The sequence below is a fragment of the Streptomyces sp. NBC_00252 genome (genome assembly GCF_036187565.1).
Lineage (GTDB): Bacteria > Actinomycetota > Actinomycetes > Streptomycetales > Streptomycetaceae > Streptomyces.
On the sequence record NZ_CP108087.1, the window covers coordinates 5,302,041 to 5,325,872 of the forward strand.

At 72.0% G+C, this 23,832-nt stretch carries 20 protein-coding genes and 1 tRNA gene; 16 read left to right on the forward strand and 5 right to left on the reverse strand.

The annotated features are described in order from the left end of the window. Positions 1-5 precede the first annotated feature (5 nt). The gene (locus tag OHT77_RS23205; protein ID WP_266770389.1) at positions 6-854 is read right to left on the reverse strand and encodes an FhaA domain-containing protein; all 849 of its coding nucleotides are present in this window, start codon (positions 852-854) and stop codon (positions 6-8) included. A 920-nt stretch (positions 855-1,774) separates the two neighbouring features. Here OHT77_RS23205 and OHT77_RS23210 point away from each other — a divergent pair. Next, positions 1,775-1,858 (forward strand) — tRNA-Leu (locus OHT77_RS23210). Positions 1,859-2,562: 704 nt separating this feature from the next. Here the strand turns inward: OHT77_RS23210 and OHT77_RS23215 are convergent. Then, positions 2,563-3,216 carry an FMN-dependent NADH-azoreductase gene (locus tag OHT77_RS23215; protein WP_328830420.1) on the reverse strand — a complete coding sequence of 218 codons (654 nt, stop codon included), beginning with the start codon at positions 3,214-3,216 and terminating at the stop codon, positions 2,563-2,565. A 142-nt stretch (positions 3,217-3,358) separates the two neighbouring features. Here OHT77_RS23215 and OHT77_RS23220 point away from each other — a divergent pair, with 142 nt between their 5' ends. The 4 genes from OHT77_RS23220 (at position 3,359) to OHT77_RS23235 (ending at position 7,044) form a co-directional block, all read left to right on the forward strand. Continuing rightward, entirely contained in the window at positions 3,359-3,721 is a 363-nt protein-coding gene (locus OHT77_RS23220) for a winged helix-turn-helix transcriptional regulator (RefSeq protein WP_266770386.1), read from the forward strand. Positions 3,722-4,096: 375 nt separating this feature from the next. Beyond that, positions 4,097-5,506 (forward strand): DUF2252 domain-containing protein, encoded by a 1,410-nt coding sequence (locus tag OHT77_RS23225; RefSeq protein WP_328830421.1) that lies wholly within the window; start codon positions 4,097-4,099, stop codon positions 5,504-5,506. Positions 5,507-5,626: 120 nt separating this feature from the next. After that, entirely contained in the window at positions 5,627-6,700 is a 1,074-nt protein-coding gene (locus tag OHT77_RS23230) for a J domain-containing protein (RefSeq protein ID WP_328830422.1), read from the forward strand. Between the two features lie 14 nt (positions 6,701-6,714). Continuing rightward, a complete protein-coding gene (locus OHT77_RS23235; protein ID WP_043675918.1) occupies positions 6,715-7,044 on the forward strand; it encodes a rhodanese-like domain-containing protein in 330 nt (109 codons plus the stop codon). 147 nt (positions 7,045-7,191) lie between these two features. On the opposite strand, the gene OHT77_RS23240 is transcribed toward OHT77_RS23235, so the two are convergent. After that, entirely contained in the window at positions 7,192-8,325 is a 1,134-nt protein-coding gene (locus OHT77_RS23240) for an acyl-CoA dehydrogenase family protein (RefSeq protein WP_328830423.1), read from the reverse strand. Positions 8,326-9,003: 678 nt separating this feature from the next. Here OHT77_RS23240 and OHT77_RS23245 point away from each other — a divergent pair. The 3 genes from OHT77_RS23245 (at position 9,004) to OHT77_RS23255 (ending at position 11,993) form a co-directional block, all read left to right on the forward strand. Next, positions 9,004-9,927 carry a DUF5819 family protein gene (locus OHT77_RS23245; protein ID WP_328830424.1) on the forward strand — a complete coding sequence of 308 codons (924 nt, stop codon included), beginning with the start codon at positions 9,004-9,006 and terminating at the stop codon, positions 9,925-9,927. Then, positions 9,924-11,162 carry an HTTM domain-containing protein gene (locus tag OHT77_RS23250; RefSeq protein ID WP_328830425.1) on the forward strand — a complete coding sequence of 413 codons (1,239 nt, stop codon included), beginning with the start codon at positions 9,924-9,926 and terminating at the stop codon, positions 11,160-11,162. The genes OHT77_RS23245 and OHT77_RS23250 overlap by 4 nt, the downstream gene beginning before the upstream one ends. A gap of 66 nt (positions 11,163-11,228) precedes the next feature. Then, positions 11,229-11,993: a TrmH family RNA methyltransferase gene (locus OHT77_RS23255; RefSeq protein ID WP_328830426.1), complete on the forward strand. Its 765-nt coding sequence runs from the start codon at positions 11,229-11,231 to the stop codon at positions 11,991-11,993. A 34-nt stretch (positions 11,994-12,027) separates the two neighbouring features. Here OHT77_RS23255 and paaN read toward each other — a convergent pair whose 3' ends face one another. Further along, positions 12,028-13,719 (reverse strand): phenylacetic acid degradation protein PaaN, encoded by a 1,692-nt coding sequence (paaN, locus tag OHT77_RS23260; RefSeq protein WP_328830427.1) that lies wholly within the window; start codon positions 13,717-13,719, stop codon positions 12,028-12,030. Positions 13,720-13,879: 160 nt separating this feature from the next. On the opposite strand from paaN, the gene OHT77_RS23265 reads away from it, so the two are divergent. Further along, positions 13,880-15,394, forward strand: a complete 1,515-nt coding sequence (locus tag OHT77_RS23265; protein ID WP_328830428.1) for a 3-hydroxyacyl-CoA dehydrogenase — start codon at positions 13,880-13,882, stop codon at positions 15,392-15,394. Beyond that, complete coding sequence (locus OHT77_RS23270) at positions 15,391-15,987, forward strand: TetR/AcrR family transcriptional regulator (RefSeq protein WP_328830429.1); 597 nt, start codon at positions 15,391-15,393, stop codon at positions 15,985-15,987. Before OHT77_RS23265 ends, OHT77_RS23270 begins: the two co-directional genes overlap by 4 nt. Before the next feature lie 101 nt (positions 15,988-16,088). On the opposite strand, the gene OHT77_RS23275 is transcribed toward OHT77_RS23270, so the two are convergent. Further along, positions 16,089-16,574: an Lrp/AsnC family transcriptional regulator gene (locus OHT77_RS23275; protein WP_328834312.1), complete on the reverse strand. Its 486-nt coding sequence runs from the start codon at positions 16,572-16,574 to the stop codon at positions 16,089-16,091. A 189-nt stretch (positions 16,575-16,763) separates the two neighbouring features. Between OHT77_RS23275 and pdhA the strand changes: the two genes are divergently transcribed. Genes pdhA through OHT77_RS23305 form a run of 6 tightly spaced genes read left to right on the forward strand, consistent with a single transcriptional unit; the run spans position 16,764 to position 23,803 of the window. Beyond that, a complete protein-coding gene (gene pdhA / locus OHT77_RS23280; RefSeq protein WP_266770373.1) occupies positions 16,764-17,897 on the forward strand; it encodes a pyruvate dehydrogenase (acetyl-transferring) E1 component subunit alpha in 1,134 nt (377 codons plus the stop codon). Further along, on the forward strand, positions 17,897-18,901 hold the full coding sequence (locus OHT77_RS23285) for an alpha-ketoacid dehydrogenase subunit beta (protein ID WP_328830430.1): 1,005 nt from the start codon (positions 17,897-17,899) through the stop codon (positions 18,899-18,901). Before pdhA ends, OHT77_RS23285 begins: the two co-directional genes overlap by 1 nt. After that, positions 18,901-20,295 (forward strand): dihydrolipoamide acetyltransferase family protein, encoded by a 1,395-nt coding sequence (locus tag OHT77_RS23290; protein WP_328830431.1) that lies wholly within the window; start codon positions 18,901-18,903, stop codon positions 20,293-20,295. The genes OHT77_RS23285 and OHT77_RS23290 overlap by 1 nt, the downstream gene beginning before the upstream one ends. Positions 20,296-20,349: 54 nt before the next feature. Beyond that, on the forward strand, positions 20,350-21,330 hold the full coding sequence (locus tag OHT77_RS23295; RefSeq protein ID WP_328830432.1) for an NTP transferase domain-containing protein: 981 nt from the start codon (positions 20,350-20,352) through the stop codon (positions 21,328-21,330). Then, a complete protein-coding gene (locus tag OHT77_RS23300; protein WP_328830433.1) occupies positions 21,327-22,712 on the forward strand; it encodes a molybdopterin molybdotransferase MoeA in 1,386 nt (461 codons plus the stop codon). Before OHT77_RS23295 ends, OHT77_RS23300 begins: the two co-directional genes overlap by 4 nt. After that, positions 22,709-23,803 carry a potassium channel family protein gene (locus tag OHT77_RS23305; protein WP_328830434.1) on the forward strand — a complete coding sequence of 365 codons (1,095 nt, stop codon included), beginning with the start codon at positions 22,709-22,711 and terminating at the stop codon, positions 23,801-23,803. Before OHT77_RS23300 ends, OHT77_RS23305 begins: the two co-directional genes overlap by 4 nt. The last annotated feature ends 29 nt before the right edge of the window (positions 23,804-23,832 follow it).

The window sequence follows — 23,832 nt, forward strand, 5'->3', positions numbered from 1 at the left end:
CCGCTTCACCCTTCGGCTTGCCGGTAAATGATGGTGGTGCTGCCCACGACGATCCGCGAGCCGTCGCGGAGCGTAGCGCGGGTGGTGTGCTGCCCGTCCACCACGATGCCGTTGGTGGACCCGAGATCCTGGATCGTCGAGGGCGTTCCGGTCCGGATCTCACAGTGCCGGCGAGATACGCCGGGGTCGTCGATCCGCACGTCGGCTTCGGTGCTGCGGCCCATCACCAACGTCGCGCGGGAGATCTGATGGCGGGCGCCGTTGATCTCCACCCAGTACCGCATCCGTGCGCCGGCCGCCGGGGCGGCCGGGGCCGGCTGGAGGTACGGCGCCGAGCCGCGGCCGCCGGGGGGCGGTGCGGACGGCATGGGCGGCGGGGCGCTCGCGGGGGCGGCGGCGGGCGGATAGCCGTACCCGCCGGGCCGTCCCGCTGCCGGCGGCGCCGCCGGGGCGGGCGTGCCGGGAGCCTGCTGGTTGGTGGAGGAGGCGAGCGTACGGCTGCGCACCCGGTACAGACCGGTGTCGAGGTCGTCCGCCTTCTCCAGGTGGACCTTGATGGGTCCCATGAACGTGTAGCGCTGCTGCTTGGCGTAGTCGCGCACCATGCCGGCGAGCTCGTCACCGAGCTGTCCGGAGTAGGGGCTGAGCCGCTCGAAGTCCGGCGTGCTCAGCTCCACGATGAAGTCATTGGGTACGACGGTCCGGTCGCGGTTCCAGATCGTCGCGTTGTTGTCGCACTCACGCTGGAGCGCGCCGGCGATCTCGACCGGCTGGACCTCGGACTTGAACACCTTGGCGAAGGTGCCGTTGACCAGACCTTCGAGGCGCTGCTCGAACTTCTTCAGGACTCCCACGGGGCACCTCCTCCGTCGTTGCCGCACTGGTTGTCGTACAGACTGCCGTGCTTACCGCTGTGCTGACTGCCTTGGTACTGCTTACTGATCGTATCCACGCGCCGGTAAATCGGCTGGTTCCCCCTTGTCGGCCCGGTCGAACTCGTTCTGCACCACTACCTGTGCACTACTCCTGCCCAGGATCGTAGAGGGGGCCGCAGACAAGTGTCCCGCACCTGACTGTGCACCTTGCCCGCCTCCTGGGGAGATGGGGGTTACCGGTACGAGGTTGATACGTGGAGGGGGTCACGTTGATACGTGGTGGGGGTGGGGAGTGTTCGACGGGAGGGAGTGGGGGGATTCGGTGGGGTGGTGGGGGTGTGGCGGGGTTTGGGGAGAGGGCTGGGAGTGGGCTTCGGGAGGGGGCTCAAGGGTGCTGGGCGGGTGATTGGCGGCCTTTGGGTGGGGCTTCGGGTCGGGGTCGAGTGGGGCTTCGGGTCGGGGTCCGGCTGGGTGTTCGGCGGGCGTTGGGTGGGTGTTGCGCTGGGCGTTGGGTGGGGTGGGTGCGGGGGTGTTCGGCGGAGGGTCGGGTGAGGGGTGGAGTGCGGTGAGGAGGGGGCGGTGAGGAGCGGGGGTGCTGATGGGAGTGGGTGCGGGGTTGTGGGGAGGGTGGGGGCAGGGTCGTGGAGAGAGGCTGGGGGCGGCCTGGCTCGGGGCCTGGCTCGGGGCCTGCGCGGGGCTGCGGCGGGGCTCGGGCGAGGCTTGGGCGGGAGCTTGCGTGAGGCTGCTGCCGGGGTCTCTGCCGGGGGCTGCGCCAGGGTCCCGCGTGGGGCTCCTGCTCAGGGGAAAGGGATGTGAATCCACCCCGTGCACCGTGCTAATCTTCTGCATGTCGGAAGGCGCCAGCCCCCTAGGGGCAAGGGCCCGAGGACACACCCAATGCGCGGGTGGCGGAATAGGCAGACGCGCTGGATTCAGGTTCCAGTGCCCGAAAGGGCGTGGGGGTTCAACTCCCCCCTCGCGCACAGACAGAAGCCCCCCAGGTCTCGGACCTGGGGGGCTTCTTCGTGTCTACGGTGAGCCGACTTCGGCCGAGCGTTGGGCTGGGCTGCGCGCAGTGTGATCGTGATTACACCGGTGACTGCGGGGTGGTCGGCGAGGCGTCGGGTCTGGCTCCGTTGATCTTCAGAGGGCGCTGGAGTGTGGGCTGTCTCACTCGCCGGCCTGCCGTTCCATCGTCGATTCCGCCGCGACGACTGCATCGCGCACCGCTGTGCCATCTCCAGCTTCGACGCGGTCACCACCGTGCCCAGCACCAGTGACCGTGAAGACCAAGGTCGCCGGAGCGGGAAGCGTGGCCATAGTCGTCCTCGGGAGGCATCTCGACATCGGCTCTGCCCGAAACACGGGCGTCGACTGTGCCTTCGTAGGCGCTCTGAGCAGCGGATTCTGCAACTGGCGCATCGACTTCACGTACGTCGACACCGACAACAGGACCTATCGGCGGTCCCGGGGACGGACGCACCCGAGTGCAAGATCGACCCGATGCGGAACAACTCTCCCCGGACGCTGCCTCGTTATGGAAAGGCGTGTTCATGGCGGGCCTTGTCCTCGCAATCGCCTTCCTCGCCTTCTCACCCTGAACCTTCGGTGAGCCCCGCCTCAGGTGAGGACAATCACACGATGTCCTTACCTGAGGCGGGGGCCGGGCGCGGGGCCGGGTGCCGGGTCAGGCGGCGAGGCGTTCGGCCAGTTCCTTTGCCTTGGTGGCCGCGTCGTCGAGGGCGCGCTCGCGGGACGCCTCGTAGAGCGGGACCAGGTCGGCCATCGCAGGGTTCTGCGGGGCCATGGTCAGCTCCGGGACGATGAACTCGGCGTCGAGGCCGAGGGCGTCGACGAGGATCGCCTTCAGGTAGTTCTGGACGTAGTCGTAGCCCTCGCGCGGGGTGCCCGGTCCGTACGCGCCGCCGCGGCTGGCGATCACGACCGTCGGGATGCCCTTCAGCTTCGAGTCCTCGGTGCCCGCGGTGCGGCCCATGAGGATCACGTTGTCCAGCCACGCCTTCAGGGTCGAAGGAATCGTGGCGTTGTACATCGGGGCGCCGATCAGCACCGCGTCCGCCTGCTCCAGCTCCTCTATGAGCCGTACGCGCTCGGCGAAGGCCGCTGCCTGCGCGGGCGTGTGCGTGGCCGGGTCGGCGAAACCGGCGGTGTGGGCGTCGACGGTGATGTGCGGGACGGGGTTCACGGAGAGGTCGCGGTGGATCACCGTGCCCTCCGGGTGCTGTTCCTCCCAGGACGTGCGGAAGGCGTCGGCGACGGCGCGGGACGCGGACGCGCCGGCGGGGAACACGGAGGAGTCGATGTGCAGGAGCGTGGCCATGGGGGTCTCCAGGGAAGCGAGCACGCGCTGGGCGCGGAGGGCTCGTCGGGTTGTTCAGTAGCTGAGATTTCGTACTCGACTATGAATAACACAGGTACTTACTTTTTTTCATCCCCGTACGGGAGGGCAGTACCCTGAGGGCATGGCGGTCGAGCAGAGTCACGACATGGGGCAGTGCAAGAAGGTCGACGACGGCATCACCCGTGTCTTCCAGCTGTTCGGCAAGCGCTGGACCGGGCCGATCGTGGCCGTCCTGATGGCACAGCCCGTCCACTTCGCCGACCTGCGCCGGGCGATCCCGGGCATCAGCGAACGCATGCTCTCCGACCGCCTCACCGAACTGGGCGCCGCCGGCCTCCTCGTCCGCGAGGTCGACGAAGGCCCGCCGCTGCGCGTCTCGTACCGGCTCACGGAGTCGGGGAAGGCGCTGGGCCCGGCCCTGCGGGAACTGGGCGCGTGGGCTCAGGTGCACTTGCGCGAGGGGTGGCAGTCGGGCGGGTGCTGAGGGTCGTCGGGCATGATCGCGGCTCGGCCTGTCGCATCGCGTACTGAGCCCAAAGCCCGCCCTACGACAGCCCGGCCCTACGACAGCCCGGCCCTAGGACAGTCCGGCCCTAGGACAGCCCGGCCCTAGGACAGCCCGGCCCTAGGACAGTCCGCGGTTCTACGACAGCCCGCGGTTCTACGACAGCCCGCGGTTCTACGACAGCCCGTGGCTCTACGGCCTCCTCACCGAACCCGGCGACCCCGGTTTTCCACAGCCTCGGAGTTGTCCACAGGGCCTGACGTGTTTTCGGTGGCGGCGGTACGGTCGTCGCGAGTTGATGTTCGGGCGAGCGCACGTGTGAGCGTGGGTGTGGGTACGGGGGAGGCGGTCGCTATGGCCGAGGCAGGTGTCGGTGTGGGGCGCAGGCTGCCAGGGGTGCGGGGCTTCGCCACGTGGCCCGTGGCGGGGTCGCCCAAGGAGGAGGGGAAGGCGCTGCGGGCGAGCGTCCCGCGCAGCGCGCACGCCGCTCTCGACCTGGACGGCGGCCGCCCGGACGCGGTGACCGCGGTCGAGGAGTCCGGCCGCGGCCGCATCCCCGGGCTCACTCCGATACGGGTGGGCAGGATGGCGGCGACCCCCTTCGCGTTCCTGCGCGGTTCGGCGGGGCTCATGGCCCACGACCTCGCCCGCACCCCTATGACCCGGATCGGCGCCCAGATCTGCGGCGACGCCCACGCGGCCAACTTCGGCCTCTACGGCGACGCTCGCGGCGGCCTGGTCATCGACCTGAACGACTTCGACGAGACCGTGCACGGCCCCTGGGAGTGGGATCTCAAGCGGCTCGCCGCCTCGCTGGTGCTCGCGGGCCGGGAGGCCGGCGCAGACGAGGACACCTGCCGCCAGGCGGCGCACGGCGCGGTGGGTTCCTACCGCCGGACCATGCGCCTGCTGGCCAAGCTCCCGGTGCTGGACGCGTGGAACGCCATCGCGGACGAGGAGTTGGTCTCCCACGCCGACGCCCGTGACCTGCTGGGCACGCTGGAGCGGGTCTCCGAGAAGGCGCGGGGCAACACCAGCGGACGGTTCGCAGCCAGGTCGACCGAGGCCGTCGAGGACGGCGGGCGCCGCTTCGTCGACGCCTCGCCGGTGCTGCGCCGGATCCCGGACGAGGAGGCCGCGGCGGTGGCGGCGTCCCTGGAGGAGTACCTGGACACCCTCTCCGAGGACCGCCTCCCGCTCCTCGCCCGGCACACGGTGCACGACGTCGCCTTCCGCGTCGTCGGCACAGGCAGCGTGGGCACGCGGTCGTACGTCGTGCTGCTCCTGGACCACCGCGGCGAACCCCTCGTCCTCCAGGTGAAGGAGGCCCGCCCCTCGGCGCTGGTCCCGCACCTGCTGACCGCGGGGTTCGACGCGCCACAGGTTCCGCACGAGGGCCGGCGCGTGGTGCTCGGGCAGAAGCGGATGCAGGTCGTCAGCGACATCCTGCTGGGCTGGACGACGGTCGACGGACTGCCGTTCCAGGTACGGCAGTTCCGCAACCGCAAGGGCAGCGTCGATCCCGCCGCCCTCGCCGCCGACCAGATAGACGACTACGGCCGCATGACCGGTGCCCTCCTGGCCCGCGCCCACGCCCACAGCGCCGACCCCCGCCTGGTCTCCGGGTACTGCGGCAAGAAGGACGAACTGGACGAGGCGATAGCGACCTTCGCCGTCGCCTACGCCGACCGGACCGAGGCGGACCACGCCGAGTTGGTGGGGGCGGTGCGGTCGGGGCGGATCGCCGCGGAGATGGGCGTGTAGGGGAGATGGAGGTGCAGGGGGGCTGGGAGCGGCGAGTGCCGAGCGGGTGTGGGCTCCGCTGTGGAGCCCCGGCCCACCCGATGCCCCCTGGGCCGTCGGGCCGTGGCCTACGCTGGGCGGGTGACGACCCCGGAAGCTGAGCAGTCCCAGTCCGCGCCCCTTGGTGAACCGGCGCCGGAGCAGACGGGTGCCGAGGTGCCGTCCGCCAACGGAGCCGTGGCGGGCGACGGTTCCGCGAGCGAGGGCACCCAGGAATCCCTGGACCCCCAGGGCACCGGTGCCGATGAGACCGGCGCCCCCTCGGCCGACTCGCAAGCGGCCGACCCCGGCCCGACCGACCCTCGCCCCGCAGACGCCCGCCCCGCGGACACCGCGACGCCCCGCCCCGAGGAACGCCTTGAGCGGGCCGTCCGCGCCGCCGAGCAGGCGCTGATCGAGTACGAGATCGCGGTGGACACCTTCCGCATCGAGGTCGAGAACTTCTCCCGGCTGCACCACCAGAAACTCGGCCCGATGTACGCCCGCCTCGACGAACTGGACGCCCGGATCGCCGAGGCCAAGGCCGCGCGCACCGGCGACCCCGAGGACATCCGCAAGGCGGACGAGGCGCGGGCCCGGGTGATGCCGATGCCCGCGGTCGAGGAGCTGTTCCACGGCTGGATGGACGGCGACGGCCTGTTCCCGGAGGCCGCGGCGATGCTCACGGACCAGCCGGTACGGCCCCCGCAGCGGGTGCGCCCCAGCGAGGAGGCCCGCAAGCTCTACCGCGAGCTGGCCCGCAAGGCCCACCCCGACCTCGCGCAGGACGAGGACGAGCGCAAGCGGCGCGAGGAGTTCATCACCCGGGTCAACGCCGCCTACAGCCGCGGTGACGCGCCGCTGCTGCGAGAGCTGGCCGAGGAGTGGGCGGCCGGACCGGCCCCGGCGGAGCGCGGCCCGAGCCCCAGCGAGGAGCTCTACGCCCGCCTCGAATGGCTCGCCCAGCGCAAGGAACTCCTCACGCTCGTCGCCCGCGAGCTGGAGGAGGGCGCCATCGGGTCCATGCTCCGGATCGCCCCGGACGACCCGGACCGGTTGCTCGACGAGATCGCCGAGCAGCTGCTGGCCCAGGTCGCCGAGCGGGAGGCCGAGTTGGCGGCACTGCTCGGGGAGCCAGGCACGTCGGAAGGGTCTTCGGGTAGCGTCGGGGCATGAGTTTCGGAGCTGGTGTGCCCACGGTCGAGGTCGGAGACCTCAAGGACGGCGACTTCCTGCTGGACGTCCGCGAGGACGACGAGTGGCAGGCGGGTCACGCCACGGGGGCGCTGCACATCCCCATCAGTGAATTCGTGGCCCGGTACGGCGAGTTGACCGAGGCGGCGCCGCAGGACGGCCGGGTCCATGTGATCTGCCGCTCCGGCGGGCGTTCGGCGCAGGTCACCATGTACCTGGCCCAGCAGGGCATCGACGCGGTGAACGTCGACGGCGGCATGCAGGTGTGGGCCGCCGCGGGCCGCCCCGTCGTCACGGACGAGGGCCAACCGGGCTTCGTGCTCTAGGACTTGAGGGCTCCGGGGCCGCTCCTGCGGGATTCGGGAGCGTAGGTCCCGTCCTGAGGGGTTCAGGAACGCAGGTCCCGGTCCTGCGGGGTTCAAGAGCGTAGGTCCCCGTCATCAGGGGTTCAGGAGCGTAGGTCCTGGCGCGGACTATCCCAAGGGGTGGGCCGCCAGCAGGTCCCCCAGCGCCTCCTCGTGGGCCGCCGCCGGGCCGAGCGACAGTTCCAGGTGCTTGGCCCAGGCGTGGTACCGGTGCAGAGGGTAGTCGGTGTCGGCGCCGAACCCGCCGTGCAGATGCTGCGCGGTCTGCACGACCCGTCGTACCCCCTCCGCCGCCCAGATCTTCGCCACGGCCAGGTCCGCGGCGGCCGGCAGCGCGCCCGGCGCGTCCGAGGCGATCCGCCAGGCCGCCTGCCACAGGGTGGCCTCCATCGCGCGCAGGTCGATGTAGCGGTCGGCGGCCTGTACGGCCACGGCCTGGAAGGTCGCGACGGGGAACCCGAACTGCTCGCGCCTGCTGGTGTACTCGCCGGTCATGCGCAGCACGGCGGTGCCGAGGCCGAGGGACAGCGCGCAGGTGCCGGCGGTCAGCAGGTCCCGCAGCCACTCCCAGGCACCCTCGGCGTCGATGACGTCGACCCGCGCGATCGGCACGGAGTCCAGGCGCAGTTCGGCGAGGCGTTCGCCCGTCGTGGAGATCTGCTCGGCGAGGACGACGCCCTCGCGGTCCGGGGCGACCAGCGCGAGGACGGTCCGGTCGGCGTCCGTGTGCGCCGGTACGACGACCAGGTCCGCGCCGTACGCCCACGGCACCGCCGTCTGCACCCCGTCCAGCACCCACCGGTCACCGTCCCGCCGTGCCGTCACGGCGAGCTCGGCCGGGTCGTGGCCGGTGCGGCCGTTCGCGGCGACGGTCAGCACGAGGTCGCCGCGGCCGGCCCGGGCGAGCAGGGCGGACCTCAACTCCTCACCGCCGTAGGCCTGTACGGTCGCCGCGGCCGCGCTGCTCTCCAGGAGCGGCACCCTGGCCAGCACCTTCGCCGACTCGCGCAGCACCAGGCACAGGGCGATCGCGTCCAGGCCGGCGCCGCCGTACGCCTCGTCGATCAGCAGGCTCAGCAGGTCCGCCTCGGCGAGCCTGGCCCACAGCGCGCGGTCGAAGTCCTGGGCTACGGCGCCCGTGGTGTCCGAAGGACTGGGTACACCGTCCGGCGCGACGTCGGCGAACACCCCCGCCGCCGCCTCGGCCGCCGCCTGCTGCTCCTCGCTGAAGGTGAAGTCCACGGTCCCTGCCCTCCCGCACGCGCACACCGGCCAACAGCCGGGCGTCCGACCAGATCTGACGGAGCGTCAAGATAGAACAGGTTCTAGAAGAAGGGAACGGATGCACCTCCGGGGTATGTACTTGCGGTCGACGTGTCCGGCGGCCTCCCCGCAGGCGCCGTCCATCGACCGATCGTTCGGTCCAGGGATTCCATGGTGGGATCCGCCGAGGAGAGGCGTCAACGGCTGTGGATAACCTGCGGGCAGCCGCTGTGGACAACGTGCGTGGCCTGTGAGGCACAGGACTGTGCCCGGGGCGCGCGCCTGAGTACCGTTCCGTGCGACACCGGGGCGCGGTAGGTGTGGACCGCCGCGCGCTGTCCGGCCGGACGGGCGCGGTGAACGGCGGCAGCTGGCCGAAAGACGGACAGGAACCGGAAACGGGGCGGAATGGACGCGAACGACGGAGGCTCGAACGCCCCCGAGCAGGGCAAGCACGCGCCCGTCTCCGACGACGGTGAGCACGAGCCGGGCCCCGCAGAGGAGTCACGCCCGCCTGCCTCCGAGGGCGAGCAGCCGCCTGCCTCCGACGGGGAGCACACGCAAGCCTTCGTAGGGGAGCCACGCGCGTCTGCCTCCGGCCAGGGGCCCGGCACTCCTGCCTCCGTTGGGGAGCCACGCGGGCCTGTCTCCGATGAGGTGCCGCGCACTCCTGGCTCCGACCAGGACGAGCAGACGCTCTCCGCCCCGGAGATCCCGCCCCCGCCCTCCGCCCCGAAGAACCCGAACACGGCCGCCACCTCCGGATGGCCGCGCGTGCCCGCCCAGCAGCTTCCTCACCCCCCGCCCGGCCCACTGGCGCAACCGATACCGGAGCGGGCGCCGGAGTCGGAGTCGCCGTACGATCCCGCCGCTCCTGCAGACGCCCTCACTCACCCGTATCCGGACGCTCCCGCCGACCCGTACCCAGGTGCCCGAATCGGCGTATCCGCCCTCTCCCTGCGCTATCAGGTCGTCGCCGCGCTCGCCGTCGCCGTCGTCGCGGTGGGGGCGCTCGTGCATCTGGGCATGGTGTTTCTGCATGTCGCGCCGTCGAACACGGTGACGAAGCAGCACGGCAAGGCGATCGACGAGTGGATCTATCCGGAGTTCGAGCAGAACTGGAAGCTGTTCGCGCCGAACCCGTTGCAGCAGAACATCGAGGTCCAGGTGCGCGCGGATGTGCGGAGCGCGGACGGGTCGACCCGTACGACCGGCTGGTACGACCTGTCGGCCGAGGACGGCGCTGCCATCGACGGCAATCTGCTGCCGAGCCACACCGAGCAGAACGAACTGCGCCGGGCCTGGGACTTCCTCACCGCCACGCACGACAACGCCAACCGCCCGATCGGCCTGCGCGGCACACTCGCGGAGACGTATCTGCGCCGCATCGTCGTGCTGCGCCTGGGCCGGGACGACGCGGCCGGCAAGGGCGGCGCCGTCCAGCGCGTCCAGATCCGCTCCCGCACCACCAACGTGCCCCCGCCCGAGTGGAGTGACGAGCAGGTGTCGACGACCCCCCAGTACCGCCTGCTGCCCTGGTGGAAGGTCCCGGCCGACGAGGCCGCGGGAGGCGTCCGGTGAACCGTTTCGCACTGTCGGTGTCCCGGGGCATCGCCCGCGTCACCGAGTCGGCCCTCGGCCCCTACCAGAGCGCCGTGATCCGCATCGGCTTCGCCGGCACCTGGCTGCTGTTCCTGCTCCGCGAACTGCCCCACCGCCAGGAGCTCTACGGCCCCGACGGACCGTGGAGCTGGGACCTCGCCCACCAACTGGTCGCGGACAACGGCGCGTTCACCGCCCTGATGTGGTCGGACGGGCAGTTCTGGTTCGAGGCGGTGTACGCGCTGGCCGTGCTGGCGAGCGTCCTGCTGCTGCTCGGCTGGCGCACCCGCACGATGTCCGTGCTGTTCATGGTCGGCGTGCTCTCGCTGCAGAACCGCAGCGTCTTCATGGGTGACGGCGGCGACAACGTCCTGCACCTGATGTCCATCTACCTGGTGTTCACCCGCTGCGGCCAGGTCTGGTCCCTCGACGCACGCAGGGCCGCGCGTACGCGGGACGCACGCGCGCGTGGGGAGTGGATTCCCGACCGGGTCGGTCCCGTCCTGTGGGTCGTGCTCGGCGCGGTGCTCGTCGCCGTGACCTCGGGGGGCCGGTTCGACAGCGACTGGTTCGTGCCCGCGCTGCTGTGGGGCGTGTGGCTGGCGCAGGCCCTGTGGTGGGCGATCGAGCGGTACGCGAGGTCGTACGAGCCCCGGGTGCTGCTCGACATCGTGGCGAACGTCGTCCACAACGGCGCCCTGTTCGTGATCGCGAGCGAGGCCTGTCTGATCTACGCGACGGCCGGCTGGTACAAGATCCAGGGTTCCCGCTGGCAGGACGGCACCGCCGTCTACTACCCGCTCCACCTGGACTACTTCTCGCCCTGGCCCGCCCTCGCCGACCTGCTGGCCGGCAGCGGCACGATGGTCATGCTCGTGACCTACGGGACCGTGATCGTGCAGGTCGCCTTCCCGTTCACCCTCTTCAACCGGCGCGTCAAGAACGTCCTGCTGGCCGCGATGATGACCGAGCACGCCGTCATCGCCGTCCTCCTGGGGCTGCCGTTCTTCTCCCTCGCGATGATCGCGACGGACGCGGTCTTCCTGCCGACGTCGTTCCTGCTCCTGCTCGGCGGCTGGGCGGCACACGCGCGTGGACGGCTGTTTTCGTCGCGCACCCCGAAACCGCTCCCCGAAGGGGCCGACTCCGCCCCACCACCGGACGACCCCGAACACACCCACGTGGGCCCGGAGGGCAGCAGCGCAGCCACGTAGGTCTGGAGCGCGGGCGGCCCCCACGTAGGTCCAAAGGGCGGGCGGCCCCCACGTAGGCTGCACGGCATGACCGCCACCGCCCCCGATCCCGCCCTGGCCGCTTGGCGGAGGCTCGCCGGAACCTCCGTGCTGCTCGACGGTTTTCACGCGCTCAAGCACGCGCTGCGCTTCGGGGCGGACGTCCCGGTGGCGGTCGCCACGGACCGGCGGGCGGCGCTCGCCCTCGCCGACGACCTGGCCCCCGATGTACGGGACACACTGGACGCGCTGCTGACGGAGGTCCCGGAGGACACGTACCGCTCCTTCGTGCCGCGCCCACACCCCACCGGGGTCGCCGCCCTGGCCGTACGCCCCGCGCGTGAGGCCAATCTCCGGCAGCTCGCCCACACGCCCCGCAGCGCACCGGTGATCGTCCTCGACAACCCGCGCAACCTGGGCAACGCGGGCGCCGTGATCCGCCTCGCCGCCGGTTTCGGCGCGACCGGAGTGGTCACCACCGGAACCCTCGACCCCTGGCATCCCACGGTCGTACGCGCCGGAGCGGGCCTGCACTACGCGACCGCCGTGGAACGCCTGACGGTCGCCGAACTCCCGCCCGGACCGGTGTTCGCACTCGACCCGGAGGGCGACGACATCCGGGCCCTCAAACTCCCGGACGACGCCGTCCTCGCCTTCGGCTCCGAACGCACCGGCCTGTCCCCCGAACTACGCACCCACACCGACCACTTGGTGTCCTTGCCGATGCGCCCCCAGGTCTCCAGCTACAACCTGGCGACAAGCGTGGCGATGACCCTCTACCACTGGAGCACGGGCACAGCAGCGCCCCTTTAGGGTCGCGGGGCTGTGTCAATCTGCGGCTGAGCCCCTAGGCGTCCCGACGAACCTCGACGACCCGGAACCGGTTCGCGACAAACGCCCCGTCACACAGAGCCGCATTGGCAGCCGGGTTGCCCCCCGACCCGTGGAAGTCGGAGAACGCCGCGGTCTGATTGACGAACACCCCGCCCGTCAGGTTCAACGACAGCTGCGCGGCCTCCTCGAGGCACACCTCCTCGACGTCCCGCTCAACCCCCTCGTCGGTGGTGTACGCCCCGACCGTCATCGCCCCCTTCTCCCGCACGGTCCGCCGCAGCAACTCCACCGCGTCGCTCGCCGAGTCGACCGCGACGGCGAAGGAGACCGGCCCGAAGCACTCGCTCATGTACGCGGCCTCGTCATCCGGCTTCGCACCGTCCAGCTTCACGATGACCGGCGTACGGACGACCGCGTCGGGGAACTCCGGGTTGGCGATCTCCCGTGAGGCGAGGGCGACTTCACCCAGCCCGGCGGCAGCCTCCAGGCGGGCCTTCACGTCCGGGTTGACCAGCGCGCCCAGCAGCCCGTTCGCACGGGCGTCGTCGCCCAGGAGACCGTCGACCGCGCGCGCGAGATCGGCGACGACCTCGTCGTAGGACTTGGGGCCCTGGTCGGTGGTGATGCCGTCGCGGGGGATGAGCAGGTTCTGCGGGGTGGTGCACATCTGGCCGCTGTACAGGGACAGGGAGAACGCCAGGTTGGACAGCATTCCCTTGTAGTCGTCGGTCGACTCGACGACGACCGTGTTGACACCGGCCTTCTCCGTGTAGACCTGCGCCTGGCGGGCGTTGGCCTCCAGCCAGTCGCCGAAGCCGGTCGACCCCGTGTAGTCGATGATCCGGATCTCGGGGCGGGTGGCCAGCGTCTTGGCGATGCCCTCGCCGGGGCGCTCGGCGGCCAGCGCCACCAGGTTCGGGTCGAAGCCGGCCTCGGCGAGCACCTCGCGCGCGATCTGCACGGTGAGCGCGAGCGGCAGCACCGCGCGCGGGTGGGGCTTCACCAGGACCGCGTTCCCCGTGGCCAGGGAGGCGAACAGGCCCGGATAGCCGTTCCACGTCGGGAAGGTGTTGCAGCCGATGACCAGGGCGGTGCCGCGCGGCACGGGCGTGAACCGCTTGTTCATCACGAGCGGGTCGCGCTTGCCCTGGGGCTTGGTCCACTCCGCGACGTCGGGCGTGCGGATCTGCTCCGCGTACGCGTAGGCCACCGCCTCCAGGCCGCGGTCCTGGGCGTGCGGGCCGCCCGCCTGGAACGCCATCATGAAGGCCTGGCCGCTGGTGTGCATGACCGCGTGCGCGAACTCGTGCGTCCGGTCGCTGATCCGCTTGAGGATCTCGATGGAGACCACGGCACGCGCCTCCGCGCCCGCGTCCCGCCATGCGCGCTGCCCGGCGCGCATGGCCGGCAGCAGGACGTCGAGGTCCGCGTGCGGGTACGTCACGCCCAACTCGACGCCGTACGGCGAGACTTCGCCGCCCACCCAGTCGTCCGTGCCGGGCTGGCCGAGGTCGAGGCGGGTGCCCAGGAGGGCGTCGAAGGCGGCCTTGCCCGCGGCCGCGTCCAGGCTGCCGTGCTCGCCGTACGCCTTCGGGTGCTCGGGGTGCGGTGACCAGTACGCGCGCGTGCGGATGGATTCCAGCGCCTGGTCCAGTGTGGGCCGGTGCCGGGCGATCAGCTCGGGCGTGGTCAGTTCGGCGGCCATGCGGGACCAACTCCTCGTCTCAAGAACTCGTCTACAAGCTCATGACCTGGGCAGGAACATGGGCGGAAACAGGCGGTCAGAGTTAGAGTAACCGAACGATCGGTCGGGACAAGGGGGTCCGCCGCATCTGTGGAAAACCCCGTGCGGGAGGATCGCGCACATGACAGCACTGGACCTCAGCAGCCCCGTGGCCGTCGTCGGCACCGGCACCATGGGCCAGGGCATCGCCCAGGTCGCGCTGACCGCGGGCCACGTCGTACGGCTGCACGACGCCGTCCCCGGGCGGGCCCGGGACGCGGCCGCCGCGATCGTCGCCCGGCTCGACCGGCTCGTCGAGAAGGACCGGCTCTCCGCCGCCGACCGGGACGCCGCACGCGACCGTCTGCTGCCCGCCGAGACCCTCGCCGACCTCGCGGACTGCACCCTGGTCGTGGAGGCCGTGCTGGAGCGGCTGGACGTCAAACAGCAGCTGATGCGCGACCTCGAGGACGTCGTCGACGAGGACTGTCTGCTCGCCACCAACACCTCGTCCCTCTCCGTGACGGCCATCGGCGCCGCCCTGCGCAACCCCGGCCGCTTCGTGGGCCTGCACTTCTTCAACCCGGCGCCGCTGCTCCCGCTCGTCGAGGTCGTCTCCGGGTTCGCCACCGACGTCACGTCGACCACGCGCGCGTACGAGATGTCCCGCGCCTGGGGCAAGACACCCGTGGCCTGCGCGGACACCCCCGGTTTCATCGTCAACCGCATCGCCCGGCCGTTCTACGCCGAGGCCTTCGCGGTCTACGAGGCACAGGCCGCCGACCCGGCCACCATCGACGCCGTCCTCCGGGAGTCGGGCGGCTTCAAGATGGGCGCCTTCGAACTGACCGACCTCATCGGGCAGGACGTCAACGAGTCCGTCACCCACTCCGTGTGGCAGGCCTTCTTCCAGGACGTGCGCTTCACGCCCTCCCTCGCGCAGCGCCGCCTGGTCGAGTCGGGACGCCTCGGCCGCAAGACCGGGCAGGGCTGGTACGACCACGGGGACGGCGCCGAGCGGCCCGAGCCGCACACCGCGGAACCGGCCCAGGCGCCCGCCTACGTCGTCGTGGAGGGCGACCTGGGACCCGCCGCCGACCTGGTCGCGCTGATCCGCGAGGCGGGCATCGTCGTCCGCGAGGAGGAAGAGGACCACGGCACCCGCATGGTTCTGCCGGGCGGTGGCCAGCTGGCGCTCGCCGACGGGCAGACCTCCGTCGAGTTCCGGGACGTCGTCTACTTCGACCTCGCCCTCGACTACCGCAGGGCCGGCCGTATCGCCCTGTCCGCCTCCCAGGACACCGCGTCGCAGACCCTCACCGAGGCGACCGGCCTCTTCCAGGCGCTCGGCAAGAACGTCAGCGTCGTGGGAGACGCCCCGGGGATGATCGTCGCCCGGACGGTCGCCCGGATCGTCGACCTGGCGCACGACGCCGTCGCCAAGGGCGTCGCCACCGAGGAGGACATCGACACCGCGATGCGCCTGGGTGTCAACTACCCTCTGGGTCCGTTCGAATGGAGCCGCAGGCTGGGCCGCAGCTGGGCCTACGACCTCCTGGACGACCTGCACCTGCGTGATCCGTCGGGACGGTACGCGCCGTCCCTGGCGCTCTACCGCCACGCGTACGCCACCGAGAAGCGGGAGGGCACCCCATGACCACCGCCAAGCGCGACACGTACACCCCGGAGACCCTGCTCTCCGTCGCCGTGCAGGTCTTCATCGAGCGCGGCTACGACGGCACCTCCATGGAGCACCTCGCCAAGGCGGCCGGCATCTCCAAGTCGTCGATCTACCACCACGTCACCGGCAAGGAGGAGCTGCTCCGCCGCGCGGTCAGCCGCGCCCTGGACGGTCTCTTCGGGATCCTCGACGAGGAGCACGCACGCGTGGGGCGCGCCGTCGAGCGGCTGGAGTACGTCGTACGGCGGATGGTCGAGGTGCTGACCTCCGAGCTGCCGTACGTGACGCTGCTGCTGCGGGTGCGCGGCAACACCGACACCGAGCGGTGGGCCCTGGAGCGGCGGCGGGACTTCGACCACCGGGTGGCCGACCTGCTGAAGGCCGCGGCGGCCGACGGCGATGTGCGCGGTGACGTCGAGGTGCGGCTCGCGACCCGGCTCGTCTTCGGGATGATCAACTCCATCGTGGAGTGGTACCGGCCCGACGCGCGGGGCATGGGCGAGCGCGAAGTGACCGACGCGGTGGCCCAGTTGGTCTTCTCCGGACTGCGCGCGCAGAGCCAGGGCTGAGCGACCCGCGGGCCGTCCGCCCCTCACTCGAACTCATCCCCGGGCCGTCCAGGCCCTCGCCCGACCCAGCCCCAGGCCGTCCAGGCCCTCCCTCACCCCACTCAGCCCTGAGGCTCCAGGTCCTCCTCCTCGAACACCAGCAGCGTCCGCGTGCTGAGCACCTCGGGGATCGCCTGGAGCCGGTTGAGGACCAGCTCGCGCAGCGACCGGTTGTCCAGGGTGTGCACCAGCAGCAGGACGTCGAAATCGCCCCCCACCTGCGCGATGTGCGAGGCCCCCGGGAGCGCTCTGAGCTGGTCGCGGACCGTGCGCCAGGAGTTCTGCACGATCTTCAGGGTGATGTACGCCGAGGTGCCCTGTCCCGCGCGTTCATGGTCGACCCGGGCGCCGAAGCCGCGGATGACACCGTCCTCGATGAGCCGGTTGATCCGCGCGTAGGCGTTGGCGCGGGAGACGTGCACCCGTTCGGCGACCGACCTTATCGACGCGCGGCCGTCCGCCTGGAGCATCTTCAGGATGTCCTGATCGATGGCGTCGAGCGGGCGCGGCGGCGGCAGGGCGCTGCTGTCGTCCGGGCCTTCGGCCATTTGTTCAGGTGCCATGTCCCCCCGCCTCCCTACCATGGACGTACTGCGTTCATTCCAGGTTGTGGAGAACCGTTTGTCCACAGCCTGGAGGTGCCTGTAGCCAAAATGTGCCGACGACCGAACAATCGGTAGGGAGGCGCGGCTCGTCCGACGCGCCTCTCCGAGCCACTCCCACGAGGAGGTGCCGTCATGACGGTCATGGAGCAGCGGGGCGCGTACCGGCCCACACCGCCGCCCGCCTGGCAGCCGCGCACGGACCCCGCGCCGCTGCTGCCCGACGCCTCGCCGTACCGCGTGCTCGGCACCGAGGCGGCCGCGCAGGCCGACCCCGCGCTGCTGCGCCGGCTGTATGCCGAGCTGGTGCGCGGCCGCAGGTACAACGCGCAGGCGACCGCCCTCACCAAGCAGGGCCGCCTCGCCGTGTACCCCTCCACCACCGGCCAGGAGGCCTGCGAGGTCGCCGCCGCGCTGGTCCTCCAGGAGCAGGACTGGCTCTTCCCCAGTTACCGCGACACGCTCGCCGCCGTCGCCCGCGGCCTCGACCCCGTGCAGGCCCTGACCCTGCTGCGCGGCGACTGGCACACCGGTTACGACCCGCGCGAGCACCGCATCGCCCCCCTGAGCACCCCCCTCGCCACGCAGCTCCCGCACGCGGTCGGCCTCGCCCACGCGGCCCGCCTCAAGGGCGACGACGTGGTCGCGCTCGCCCTGGTCGGCGACGGCGGCACCAGCGAGGGCGACTTCCACGAGGCGCTGAACTTCGCCGCGGTCTGGCAGGCCCCGGTCGTCTTCCTGGTCCAGAACAACGGCTTCGCGATCTCCGTCCCCCTCGCCAAGCAGACCGCGGCCCCCTCCCTGGCCCACAAGGCCGTCGGCTACGGCATGCCCGGCCGCCTGGTCGACGGCAACGACGCGGCCGCCGTCCACGAGGTCCTCGCCGACGCCGTACGGCACGCGCGCGAGGGTGGTGGTCCCACGCTCGTCGAGGCCATCACGTACCGCATGGAGGCCCACACCAACGCCGACGACGCGACCCGCTACCGCGGCGACACCGAGGTCGAGGCCTGGCGTGCGCACGACCCGATCGCCCTCCTGGAGCACGAGCTCACCGAGCGCGGGCTCATCGACGAGGACGGCATCAAGGCCGCGCGCGACGCCGCCGAGGCCATGGCGGCCGAGCTGCGCGCGCACATGAACCAGGACCCGGTGCTCGACCCCATGGACCTGTTCGCCGACGTGTACGCCGAGCTGACCCCTCAACTGCGCGAGCAGCGCGAGCAGTTGGCGGCGGAGCTGGCGGCCGAGCGGGAGGGGACGCACTGATGACCACCGTCGCCCTCAAACCGGCCACCATGGCGCAGGCCCTCACGCGCGCGTTGCGCGACGCCATGACCGAAGACCCCACCGTGCACGTCATGGGCGAGGACGTCGGCACCCTCGGCGGCGTCTTCCGGGTCACCGACGGCCTCGCCAAGGAGTTCGGCGAGGACCGCTGCACGGACACCCCGCTCGCCGAGGCCGGCATCCTCGGCACGGCCGTCGGCATGGCGATGTACGGCCTGCGCCCGGTCGTGGAGATGCAGTTCGACGCCTTCGCCTACCCGGCGTTCGAGCAGCTGATCAGCCACGTCTCCCGCATGCGCAACCGCACCCGCGGCGCCATGCCCCTCCCGATCACCATCCGTGTCCCCTACGGCGGAGGCATCGGCGGCGTCGAGCACCACAGCGACTCCTCCGAGGCGTACTACATGGCCACCCCCGGCCTGCACGTCGTCACCCCCGCGACCGTCGCCGACGCCTACGGCCTGCTGCGCGCCTCCATCGCCTCCGACGACCCGGTCGTCTTCCTGGAGCCCAAGCGCCTGTACTGGTCGAAGGACACTTGGAACCCCGACGAGCCGACCCCCGTCGAGCCGATCGGCCGCGCGGTCGTGCGCCGCCCGGGCCGCAGCGCCACGCTCATCACCTACGGCCCGTCCCTGCCCGTCTGCCTGGAAGCGGCCGAGGCGGCCAAGGCCGAGGGCTGGGACCTCGAGGTCGTCGACGTGCGCTCCCTGGTGCCGTTCGACGACGAGACGGTCTGCGCGTCCGTCCGGCGCACCGGCCGCGCCCTCGTCGTGCACGAGTCCGGCGGCTACGGCGGCCCGGGCGGCGAGATCGCGGCCCGCGTCACCGAGCGCTGTTTCCACCACCTGGAGGCGCCGGTGCTGCGCGTCGCAGGGTTCGACATCCCGTATCCGCCGCCGATGCTGGAGCGCCACCATCTGCCCGGTGTCGACCGGATCCTGGACGCCGTGGGCCGGCTCCAGTGGGAGGCGGACAACTGATGGCACAGGTGCTGGAGTTCAAGCTCCCCGACCTCGGCGAGGGCCTCACCGAGGCGGAGATCGTGCGCTGGCTGGTCGAGGTCGGCGACGTCGTCGCCATCGACCAGCCGGTCGTCGAGGTCGAGACGGCCAAGGCGATGGTCGAGGTCCCCTGCCCCTACGGCGGTGTGGTCACGGCCCGCTTCGGCGAGGAGGGCACCGAACTGCCCGTCGGCTCCCCCCTGTTGACGGTCGCGGTGGGCGCACCGGCGTCCGATGCCGGTTCCGAGCCCGAGGGCTCGGGGAACGTGCTGGTGGGCTACGGCACGGGAGCGCCTCCGGCGCGCCGCCGGCGGGTACGGCGGATGGCGGCGGACGTCGTGACATCGGTGGCGGACGTCCCCGCCGCTCCTGCCCCCGCAGACGGGACCCCCGTGCGTGACGACGGCCCCGTCCCCGTGATCTCCCCCCTCGTACGGCGCCTCGCGCGCGAGAACGGCCTGGAACTGCGGGAGTTGACCGGTTCAGGGCGCGACGGCCTGATCCTCCGGGCGGACGTCGAGCAGGCACTCCGCGCGGCGGCGGCCCAGGAGGCGATCGCGCAGGAAGCGACCCTCCTGCCCCCGGCCACCCTCCCCGACCCGACGGCCCAGCCCACGCTTCCCGGCGCGACGGCCCGGCCCACGCCCGCCGACTCGAAGCCGACCCCCGCGCTCCCCGCCGACGGAGTCACCCGCACCCCCCTCCGCGGCATCCGCGGCGCCGTCGCAGACAAGCTCTCCCGCAGCCGCCGTGAGATCCCCGACGCGACCTGCTGGGTGGACGCCGACGCGACGGAGCTGATGCGCGCCCGCGCCGCCATGAACGCCGCGGGCGGCCCCAAGATCTCCGTGTTGGCGCTGCTCGCCAGGATCTGCACGGCCGGGCTGGCCCGGTTCCCCGAGCTGAACTCCAGCGTGGACATGGAGGCGAGGGAGATCGTCCGGTTCGACCGGGTGCACCTCGGCTTCGCCGCGCAGACCGAGCGCGGGCTGGTCGTGCCCGTCGTACGGGACGCGCAGGGAAGGGACGCGGAGGCGCTGAGCGCGGAGTTCGCGCGGCTGACCGAGGCGGCCAGGACCGGGGCGCTGACGCCGGGGGACCTCACCGGCGGCACCTTCACGCTCAACAACTACGGGGTGTTCGGGGTGGACGGTTCCACGCCGATCATCAACCACCCCGAGGCGGCCATGCTCGGCGTCGGCCGGATCGTCGCCAAACCCTGGGTGCACGAGGGGGAGTTGGCGGTCCGGCAGGTCGTGCAGCTCTCGCTCACCTTCGACCACCGGGTGTGCGACGGCGGCACGGCGGGCGGTTTCCTGCGGTATGTGGCGGACTGCGTGGAACAGCCGGCGGTGCTGTTGCGCAACCTGTGATCACGGCGGCGCGGGCGAGTTCCCTGTGATCAGAGGGGGCCGCATACTCGGGGGGTGACCGCGTACGAGCCCCCCGACGCCGCTCACGACGCCTCCTACGACGCCGTCGTGCTCGCCGGTGGTGCCGCCCGCAGGCTTGGGGGCGCCGACAAACCCGGCCTCCGGGTGGGCGGCAGGGCCCTGCTCGACCGGGTGCTCGCCGCCTGCGCGGACGCCGGGACCACCGTCGTCGTGGCGGATCCGAGGCCCACCGCCCGGCCGGTGCGCTGGGCACGCGAGGAGCCGCCCGGCGCCGGCCCGGTCGCCGCGCTCGACGCAGGTCTGCGGCACACCACCGCAGACGCCGTCGTGGTCCTCTCGGCCGACCTGCCGTTCCTCGAACCGGCCACCGTGCGGCGGCTGTTGACCGCGCTGCGGGCCAGCGGAGCCGAAGGGGCGCTGCTCACCGACGCCGACGGGCGCGACCAGCCGCTCGTGGCCGCATACCTCGCCTCGGCGCTCCGCCGCGAGCTGACCGCGCTCGCCTCGGCCGCATTCGTCGGCGACTCCGCCGCGGGCGGCCTGACCGGCCTGCCTCTGCGCCGGCTGACCGCCGCGCTCGCACTCACCCGCGTCCCCGATCCTGTCGCGTCCTTCGACTGCGACACCTGGGACGACCTCGTCACCGCCAGGGCACGCATCAGGGAGCATGGGCACGTGTTGGATGAATGGATTTCCGCAGTCAAGGACGAACTGGGCATCGACCTGGACGTCGACACCGGCATCCTGCTCGACCTCGCCCGCGACGCCGCCCACGGGGTGGCGAGGCCCGCGGCACCGCTGACCACCTTCCTGGTCGGCTACGCGGCGGCGCAGGGCAAGGGCGGCCCCGAAGCGGTCGCGGAGGCCTCCCGCAAGGCCGCCGCCCTCGCGCTGCGCTGGGCCGACGAGAACACCCAGGAAGCCCCCTCCGAGGCGAAGCCCGAGGCCGGGCCCGGCACCGCATCCGGTGCCGAGTCCCCGCAGGCCGCCCCGGGTCCGGACGTCGCCGGATGACCGCGCGCGGTGTTCACGCCGGTGGGCACGCCCCGGACGCCGAGGACCTCGACGTCGAGGAGGTGCTCGCCCTCGTAAACGAAGGCAGCACAGGCTCCGGCGAACCCGCCGTGCCCTCCCCGCAACCGCAGGGCACCCCGCAGACCCACACCACCGCGCGCCACCCCGACACCGCCCCGCACAAGGCCACCCCCTGGCCCGAGGCCCGTGCGATCGCCGGCCGCGCCACACGCTCCGGGACCCGCCGCGCCCCCGTCTCCGTGACCCTCGACACCGCCCTCGGCCTCGTCCTGGCCGCACCGCTCGTCGCCCTCAGCGATCTGCCCTCGTTCGACACCTCGGCGATGGACGGCTGGGCGGTGGCGGGCCCCGGCCCCTGGGCCGTACGCGAGGACGGGGTGCTCGCCGGGCACGCGCAGGCCGAGCCGCTGAGCGACGGCGAGGCCGTACGGATCGCGACCGGCGCGCGGGTCCCCGCGGACGCCACCGCCGTCATCCGCAGCGAGCACGGCCGCACCGACGACAAGGGGCGCCTCCACGCGGCCCGGGACATCGGCCACGGCCAGGACATCCGCCCGCGCGGCCAGGAGTGCCGCAGCGGCGACCAACTGCTGCCCGGCGGCACCCTCGTGACCCCGGCGGTGCTCGGCCTCGCCGCGGCGGCCGGGTACGACACGGTCACCGCGGTGCCCCGGCCCCGGGTCGAAGTCCTCATCCTGGGCGATGAGTTGCTCACCGAAGGGCTGCCCCGGGACGGGCTCATCCGGGACGCACTCGGGCCGATGCTGCCGTCCTGGCTGCGTGCGCTCGGCGCCGAGGTCATCGCGGTCCGCCGGCTCGGCGACGACGCGAAAGCGCTGCACAAGGCCATCACCGGCAGCTCCGCCGACCTCATCGTCACCACCGGCGGCACCGCCTCGGGCCCGGTCGACCACGTCCACCCCATCCTGCGCCGCATGGGCGCCGAACTCCTCGTGGACGGCGTGAAGGTGCGCCCCGGCCACCCCATGCTGCTGGCCCGCATCAAGGACGACCAGCACCTCGTCGGCCTGCCCGGCAACCCCCTCGCCGCGATCTCCGGCCTGCTCACCCTCGCCGAACCGCTGCTGCGCACCCTGTCCGCCCGCCCCGCCCCGGAGCCGTACGCGCTGCCCCTCCTGGATGCCGTGCACGGGCACCCATACGACACCCGCCTCATCCCCGCCGTGCTGCGCGGCGAGGGTGCCGAGCCGCTGCACTTCAACGGCCCGGCCATGCTGCGCGGGATCGCGGCGGCCGACGCGCTCGCGGTCGTACCGCCGGGTGGTGCGCGGCAGGGGCAGCGGGCCGAACTCATCGATCTTCCCTGGGCTGTTGCCGGGATCGGGGTGTGTTTCACGTGAAACAGTCGGGCCATGATGCGATCGCCCGCCAGGCGGACGAACATCTCGTGACCCATCGGGTGGAACTCCCGAAGAAAGTGGTCGAGCACCCCTTCCAGCAGGTCGCGAAACGGCTGTCCATCGCGCTGTTCCTGCTGATCGCGACCGCGTTGATCGTCTACGCCGACCACGAGGGCTACAACGACAACTCGGACGGCTCGGTCGACTTCCTCGACGCCCTCTACTACGCCACGGTCACCCTCTCGACCACCGGCTACGGCGACATCACCCCGGTCAGCGACGGCGCCCGGCTCACCAACATCCTGGTCGTCACCCCACTGCGCGTGCTGTTCCTGATCGTCCTGGTCGGCACCACCCTCGAAGTCCTCACCGAACGCACGCGGGAGGAATGGCGCCTCAACCGCTGGAGGTCCACGTTGCGGGATCACACCGTCGTCATCGGCTTCGGGACGAAGGGGCGGTCCGCGATCCAGACCGTGTGCGCGACCGGACTGAAAAAGGAACAGGTCGTCGTGGTCGACCCCAGCGGCAAGGCGATCGAGGCGGCGAGCAGCCAGGGCTACGTCGGGGTCGTCGGGGACGCCACCCGCAGCGAGGTCCTCAAGCGCGCCGAGGTGCACAAGGCGCGGCAGATCATCATCGCCACCCAGCGCGACGACACGGCCGTCCTGGTCACCCTCACGGCCCGGCAGCTCAACCGCTCCGCGAAGATCGTGGCCGCCGTCCGCGAGGAGGAGAACGCGCCGCTGCTCAAGCAGTCCGGCGCCGACGCCGTCATCACCAGCGCCAGCGCGGCCGGCCGGCTGCTCGGCCTGTCCGTGCTCAGCCCCGCCGCCGGCATGGTCATGGAGGACCTCATCCAGCAGGGCAGCGGCCTCGACATGACCGAACGCCCGGTCATAAAGGCCGAGGTGGGCAGGACCCCGCGTGAGACGGACGACCTCGTGGTGAGCGTCGTCCGCGGCCACCGGGTGCTCGGCTACGACGACCCGGCCATCGGGACCCTCCAGCTGACGGACCGGCTCATCACGATCGTGCGGGTCTCGCCGGGTTCGCAGGTCGCGCCGGACACCCGGCCGCTGCCTGAGTGACCCGCCTTCGGCGGTCTGTCGTAGGTCGA